7 protein-coding genes are annotated in these 6,964 nt (G+C 41.1%); 1 reads left to right on the plus strand and 6 read right to left on the minus strand.

Annotation, left to right across the window (positions count from 1 at the left end; all coding sequences use genetic code 11):
• The first annotated feature begins 1,061 nt into the window (after positions 1-1,061).
• Positions 1,062-3,266 carry a phosphoketolase family protein gene (locus RIF25_RS14045; protein ID WP_322879155.1) on the plus strand — a complete coding sequence of 735 codons (2,205 nt, stop codon included), beginning with the start codon at positions 1,062-1,064 and terminating at the stop codon, positions 3,264-3,266.
• A gap of 716 nt (positions 3,267-3,982) precedes the next feature.
• Here RIF25_RS14045 and RIF25_RS14050 read toward each other — a convergent pair.
• From RIF25_RS14050 to RIF25_RS14070, 6 genes are all read right to left on the minus strand, one after another.
• Positions 3,983-4,459: a GNAT family N-acetyltransferase gene (locus RIF25_RS14050; RefSeq protein WP_322879156.1), complete on the minus strand. Its 477-nt coding sequence runs from the start codon at positions 4,457-4,459 to the stop codon at positions 3,983-3,985.
• Between the two features lie 202 nt (positions 4,460-4,661).
• Positions 4,662-5,015, minus strand: coding sequence for a hypothetical protein (locus tag RIF25_RS14055; protein WP_322879157.1), 354 nt, complete (start codon positions 5,013-5,015; stop codon positions 4,662-4,664).
• Positions 5,016-5,454: 439 nt separating this feature from the next.
• Positions 5,455-5,778, minus strand: a complete 324-nt coding sequence (locus RIF25_RS14060; protein WP_322879158.1) for a helix-turn-helix domain-containing transcriptional regulator — start codon at positions 5,776-5,778, stop codon at positions 5,455-5,457.
• A 2-nt stretch (positions 5,779-5,780) separates the two neighbouring features.
• Positions 5,781-6,146, minus strand: a complete 366-nt coding sequence (locus tag RIF25_RS14065; protein ID WP_322879159.1) for a type II toxin-antitoxin system RelE/ParE family toxin — start codon at positions 6,144-6,146, stop codon at positions 5,781-5,783.
• Between the two features lie 220 nt (positions 6,147-6,366).
• The gene (locus RIF25_RS17380; protein WP_407682430.1) at positions 6,367-6,591 is read right to left on the minus strand and encodes a type II toxin-antitoxin system HicA family toxin; all 225 of its coding nucleotides are present in this window, start codon (positions 6,589-6,591) and stop codon (positions 6,367-6,369) included.
• 3 nt (positions 6,592-6,594) lie between these two features.
• Positions 6,595-6,804, minus strand: coding sequence for a type II toxin-antitoxin system HicB family antitoxin (locus RIF25_RS14070; protein WP_407682434.1), 210 nt, complete (start codon positions 6,802-6,804; stop codon positions 6,595-6,597).
• Between the last annotated feature and the right edge of the window lie 160 nt (positions 6,805-6,964).

A 6,964-nucleotide genomic window follows, 5' to 3' on the forward strand; every position in this document is an offset into this window, starting at 1 on the left:
TTGAATTAGCTAAAAATGTTATCAACCCTAGTCTTGAATCGAAAATGCGACAAATCTTTGTTGTGATTTGTGTCTATTCACAATTCAGGAAAGGGTGACTAATAGCTTCTTTTAGCTGAAGTTTACGGCGATTTCGATCCCGATATCTATATCATAATCGGATTAAAGATATTCAGTGTATTCACTACTTTGAATAAATTAGAATTTTTCTAATCCTCTTTTAAGTCAATTTTATTAATGTATAAGCAGTAGTCTATCATGGTTGACTTTGTGTTGAATATGTTCCAATTAAACTGGACAATAACAAATTCAAGATTTATCCCAGAAAACACAAAACTTAATCAAATTTTGGTTGAATGAGTCGGGGGCCTGGAGAAAGCGGTGAATTGCTAGATCGAGAAACTCAGCTTGAAATATAGAGTTACCCAATTATGACTAGATGGAAGCAAGTTAAAACGCGTCTAACGGGCCAGATTTACAAGATTGTTATGAGTCAAAATAGTCTGGATAACACAATAACTAGAGATGCCAGTTTCCCCCAACCAGATCTTCAAATAAAAGCCAAATCCGAATAGACAGGTTATGGAAGACTTCAAGAAATAAAGGGATAGGTATTACACTGACTTAATAGGAGATTATCTGCTTGTATTTGCCCTTTATATAACAACTAGATATGAATTATATCAATAGATTAAATTGTATTGCGAAATTTATCACCATTGAATCAACTTCAATACTTTGTTAGTTTTGCTGGCAAGATCAGGAAGTCAAAATTAAGATAATATCCTAATAAAATGAGGTTTGCCAAGTGATATCCATTTGCAAATGTAGTAGAGTCCGTCAAAATGAAACTTCTGCGGTGGCCAAAACTAACAGGTTAATCCTAACTTAAACCTGGTTTTTAGCTGGATGTTGCATTGCATCCTTAGTTGTGAATAACAAAAAGTAAGACCTGGACTCTATAGGAATCAGATGAAAGTTCTATCTTAAATGATGTGGGCAATGTAACTAAACCGTGTAGGATCTAAGATTAGTGTTAATTGCTTCTGTCGAGGGGTTTCATGGCTGCTATTTTATCCTCCCCAACTCCACCAGACTTTTGCCAAGGGGTTCAATATTTTAGTCAGGATTGGCCGGATTGGGAAACTCAGGGCACGACCCCGATCATCTCTGCGGATTCTCAACGTATTCTTGATCCACAGAATCCCACCGCCGCCTATCAGACCCTCCTTTATGCTGATGCCTTACGCTATTTAATCCTGCAAACGACGGCTAGTAAAGCATCAGGGCATCCGGGGGGATTTGCCAGCCAGGCCGAGGCTTACGCTGCTTTAGTCATGCTCGGTCACAAAAATATCATTACGGAAGTTGGCCACCACGCCCCGGGATTTTACTCGGCCATGTTTCTGGATCGGTCTCTGGAAGCAATGGGCATTAATACCGTAGAAGATTTGCGGGCCCGCTTTCGGGAAAAACATGGACTTTTGGGGCATTTATCGGGCTATATTCCGGGAATTTTGGCTCCGGCTGGCCCCCTCGGACAAGGACAACACTTTGCCATGGCGGCGGCCTGGTTGCATCGAGATAAACTATTTCCCTTTACAGTTGGCGATGGCGGCCTGGGTGAACCCTATGTGATCAGCAGCATGGCCCACTTCAACACGGCGTTTCCCACGGTGACGAATTTCTTACCCGTGCTGGTTTGGAATGGCTTTAGTCAAGAACATCACTCGATGGTTTCACTCAAATCCAATGCGGAAATGGTGGCCTATTGGCAGGGCAATGGGTTCAAAAATGTCGTGCTGATTGATGCCAAAGACTTTGACGACCAGGCCCAGGCCGGGGCTTATGTGGACAGTACGATTTTTTCATTCAAGCAACGGTTAGCCTTTACCCAAGCGGTTCTCCAAGGGGTTGATCAGGCCGCCAAGTCTGCTCTGAATGGGGAATTAACGGTCTTTATCATTAAGCAACTCAAAGGGGCCGGGGTTCATGCCAAAGGAGCTAAATCCCATAACCTTTATGCCCATCACACCTTAGAAAACCCGGATATTGTCGCGGCTTTAGAAAAACGGGCCTTATCCCCCCAGGCCTGGGCGTTGGTGCGGACGAATTGTGAACGGGCTGGGGGTGGGCCGGCGGCCAAGGTTGCGGTGACTGAATCGGTGTTGGATTTACCCGACTTGGGAGAATTGCCCTTAGAAGCCTATGGCCTGGGAGAAGCGAAAGTGGCCACGACTGCGATGGGCCGGTTAGTTGCCGATGTGGGGCAAAAGGATCGCCGTTATCTCGTCACTAATGCCGATGGAAACGAAGCCTCTGGAATTGCCAACATTAACCAGGCCCTGAAAATTATCCACCCGACCACCGATGATCTTTATAATCAGGCCCCCAACGGTCAAGTTTATGAACCTCTGAGTGAAGATGCCTGTGCTGGCTTAGCTGCTGGCCTGGCCTTGATGGGGAGCCGCAGTTTGTGGTGTTCCTATGAGTCTTTTGCGATCAATGGTTTACCGATTTGGCAGACTGTCACCCAAGCCATGGCCGAGTTGCGCCGCCCGACACCTTCCACCGTTACGCTTTATACCGCTGGAGCCTTAGAACAGGGCCGGAATGGCTGGACACATCAACGCCCGGAAATTGAAGCTTATTATGCAGCGATGATGCGTAATGGCAATGTTTTCCCGCTGTTTCCAACCGATGCCAATAGTGTTCAAGTCTGCTATCGCTGGGCGTTGGGAACGTTCAATAAAGGGATTTCCATCTTTGCCTGCAAAACCCCGCTCCCGATTCGGACAACCTTTGAACAGACGGAATATGGCCTGGAACATGGGGCGGTGACGTTACAGGAGTCTGGTTCTGGCAAAATCATTGTGCTTGCGGCGTTGGGAGATTTGGTCTTAACCCCGGTCTTGGCGGCGGCAGAACAATTAGAGGCCCAAGGGTATCAGGTGCGAGTGGTTTCGGTGGTGAATCCCCGGCGGTTGTATCGTCCCTCTGACGTGGCCTGGGAGACGTGTTCCGAACCTGATGGTGGTTTTGCGACCGATGCAGTGTTTGAAGAACTCTTTGGTGGCGATGCATTGATCGGAATTACTGGCGGGCCTGGGGCAATGCTAGAGCCTTTGTTACTGCGGTCAACGGTTAAACGGGATATCCTGGCCTGGCAACGGGGGGAAACAACCGCAAGTGCTGGGGAACTTTTAGGGTTTAATGGCTTAACGGCTGAGAAGATTACACATCGGGCAGTTTCACTTTTGGCTTAGTGAGCTTCGATGCATAAATTATTTTCACTCATATATTAAAACGACCTTGTCATTTATGGCTACACGGCATATCCTTTGTTAGATTTGGGATATGTAACTTTTGGCTTTACAACCTAGTATCGCGTCTAGTATGCAAGGTATAATTTTTTCGACTATTTGGTTTATTTGAAAATAATTCTGTTGCTATTCAGATGTATTTCTTATCTAGATTAACTACTGTATTGCTTGCTATAGCTATCTGTCTGGTTATTTACTTGCCAATAGCATATTTTTTTCTGAAATCAGGATCAAAAATACTTCAGATGATTGGATTGTACTGTGTATTGGTTGTGTTTCTAACAATGCTAAATTCATGTGGTGTGCATACTCAGTCAACAGAGCGTTATTCTTATTTAAATGGAGAACAAAGTATTTACAGATGTGAAAGACTCTTTTGGCCAATGTTATTCGGTTCCGAGACTTGTTATCATAAGCCAATAAAGTGATTACTTTAGAAGAAAATTTTAAGAAGGGTTGACTTACACAAAGTAAAATCAACTTACAGCGAATTCGATGCTGGACTGGTACAGCCAAAGTCATACAAGCTCTAATCTAGCAAAGAATATGCCGTACTAAATGGATGCCGAAACTGCTATAAATAATTTAATTATATTGATAAATTATTTCGAGTCTATTTAATTAAAATAGCAACTATTTTTCTGTCTAGGGTATTAAGATCAATGCTCATTGAACCATAAATGTTTACCATCTGGATCATCAATATTGAAACCTCTTTTTCGATACCACTTTTTCAGTTCTTCACTATCAAAAACCATTTGTTTAGTCTCCTGATTTTTCCAAAAGTTAGGGTTTTGCATTTCCTGTTCTAGTTGTCTATCCATTTCATCAAGTTCTTGTTCAGATAGATTTTCAATTCGTTCCACGAGAGCTTCAGATGCCTGTTGACCAATCGCAGGATGAACTCTAATAGGCAGTTGGTTTACTTTCAAAAGATAAGTTACGAGATGATATATCAGTGCTGTACCATAACCTTTTTTGCGACAGTTTTTACGAATTTGCAAGTCATCTAAATGCCAGAAATCTCCATTTTTATCACACATTTTCTTGACAACAGCAGTACCAACTATATCCCCCGATTCTAGTACCATAAACCTATAGTTTCTCTGATCAATAACCGTACTATCAAACTCCATTAAGAGTTAGCCTCTCTGCACTTATTAATTCACCTATTCTGAGTTCCGAAACTTTGCATAAGAATAGAATTAACAAAATAGTAATACATTCATGCTAAAATATTACCTTGCACAAAGGCATTTGAAGATAAAAATTCTAAGTCGAAAGGAAACAATGAGGATATGGGAATAAGAAATATTAGGAAGCAATACTTTGAAAATTCTAAGGTAAGTTGTTGAAAAGTTTGATTTCACTATTTACCCAATCCCATGCTTGTAGTTTTAAATTCTTTTCAAATTTAATTGCCTCTAAAAAAGCCTTTTCAGCATCTTGAAGATGAGTGAAGTGACCTAAGTCCCTCACAAGAACATCTTCTTCGTAAATACCCCACTCATCTACAGAAAAATCATTGGTGTCTATCGTATTGAAGGAACCACTAGAGCCTATGCGTGTAAAGTAGCTATGATTTTTAACTGTATACAACTCTTTTTCTGGATGTTTTAGCAAATAAACTATTAATTCAAATGGAGGTATTGTAATAATTCCATAGCTTTTAACTATTATGGGTCTAATCATATTTTTAAAAAATAAGCGTACATATCAAACTTAAATTTTCAAAATATTGAATACAAGTGTGGATTGCCGAACATATTTTTGCTCTTGTGATCTTAATCGGAGTATTCCAGAAGATTTAAATTATGGTCTGGTTCTGCACTACCCCAATATTATTTGTGAGTATTCTGCGTTTATGGCTGGATTTAATCGTACTCAAATTTTTACGTAAATTGCCAAAATCAATACTTAAACAGGTGAAGGCCTGGCCTGAGAGGGTGTCAGAAGCACGCTTGAGCGAGTCAATTCAAGACCCTTTTAACTCCAATATTTGACCTTTATGGCCTGGGTTTAATCGTACTCAAATTTTATGTAAATTGCCAAAATTAATACTTAGACAGTGTGAAGGCCTGGCCTGGGAGGCGGTTAGAAGAACTTTTGAGCGAGTCAATTCAAGGCCGTTTTAGCTCCAAGAAATAGCCTGAACCTTGATATCGACTTGTAACCTTTGACGTAGGACATTGAGAATACTCGTCAGATTGTCCATGGTCGGATTTCCTTTGGCAGATAACATTCGATGTAGGCTTTTACTAGGCTTAGATGTTTCAATCGCTAATTCTTCAAAACCAACTGTTGCATTAACCAATTCTCTCAGGATCAGCCTTGCTGTTTCGGGTTCACCGTTAAGGAAAAGTGAAATTGCCTCATCAAGTAAAGCAGTCGCAAATGCCGGATCTCGCTGAACTCGTGAATTAACGGTTTCTTTAAAGTCTCTTGTTAGTGTCATGATTATCCCCTCTTTTTATTCTTCATTCCTTTTTTTGTATCTACTTCACCAACTTGTTTCTTTCTGTTCTTGTATTCTTGGTATAGTTCTTTTGCTTGCTCAATATCTGACTGCTGAGTTTTCTTAGTCCCACCCCCAAATAAAATAATCAGTTCCTTGCCATCTTGAGCTAAATAAATTCGATACCCAGGCCCCCAGTTAATTTTGTATTCCCCAATGCCGTCAAACCATTTAATATTTGAAGTATTACCTAACTCTAGACGAGACTTAGCAACAGTCACTTTAGCAGCAGCAATGACATCTAGACCATCAAACCATTTCTGATATGGACTTGAACCATCATCTTTAAGGTATTCTTGGACTCTCATCAATCCATCCAAATGGTAACTTATATGTTACTAAAAATCAAGCCCTCTCTTTTCAGGAAATCATAGCTGGACTTAGTTGTACTCAAATTTTAAGTGAATTGCCAAAATCAATACTTAAATAATGTGGAGGCCTGGCCTGGGAGGGTGTCAGAGGCACTCTTAATCGTGTCAATTCCAGGCCGTTTTAACTCTAAGAAAATCCAAGGTTTGTTACCAGGCCTCAACGCCACTCCAGCATTTCATCTACTGTTAAACCAATATCACTGGCGATCAGCCGTAATAACCTCGGTGAAATGTCACGGCCTTTATGAAATGGGACTGTTGTTCCTCGTCCATCTTCATGACGAAATTGTTTGTGCGAACCTCTCTGACGTACCTCCACAAATCCCAAATTTATCAATATCCGTACAACTTCTTGGGGTTTGAGGGTAGGAACGCTACTCATGCTTTAACCAACCGTGATCTGTTGTGTTCCGATGAATTCCGTCTTGATCTCGAGGTCTTCATCCTCTAAAAGCATCTCAATCACTTCTCGGAGATTATCCTGTAATTCGTCCAACGTCTCTCCCTGTGAATGTGATCCAGGAAACCCAGGAACATAGCCAACATAAAGCTTGGTATCGGAATCTTTTTCAATGACAGCAGTAAATTTTTTCATAAAAGCCATTCTTTTAATCCACAACATAGCATTTTAGAGCAATCCACCTGACCATATTTTGGGTATTCCAGAAGATTTAATTGTGGCCTGGTTCTGAACTACCCTAATACAGCATTTTTCATGACTAGTTGGCACAGTAGCAACAGTGGGTAAAATAATT

The organism is Pseudocalidococcus azoricus BACA0444 (genome assembly GCF_031729055.1).
Lineage (GTDB): Bacteria > Cyanobacteriota > Cyanobacteriia > Thermosynechococcales > Thermosynechococcaceae > Pseudocalidococcus > Pseudocalidococcus azoricus.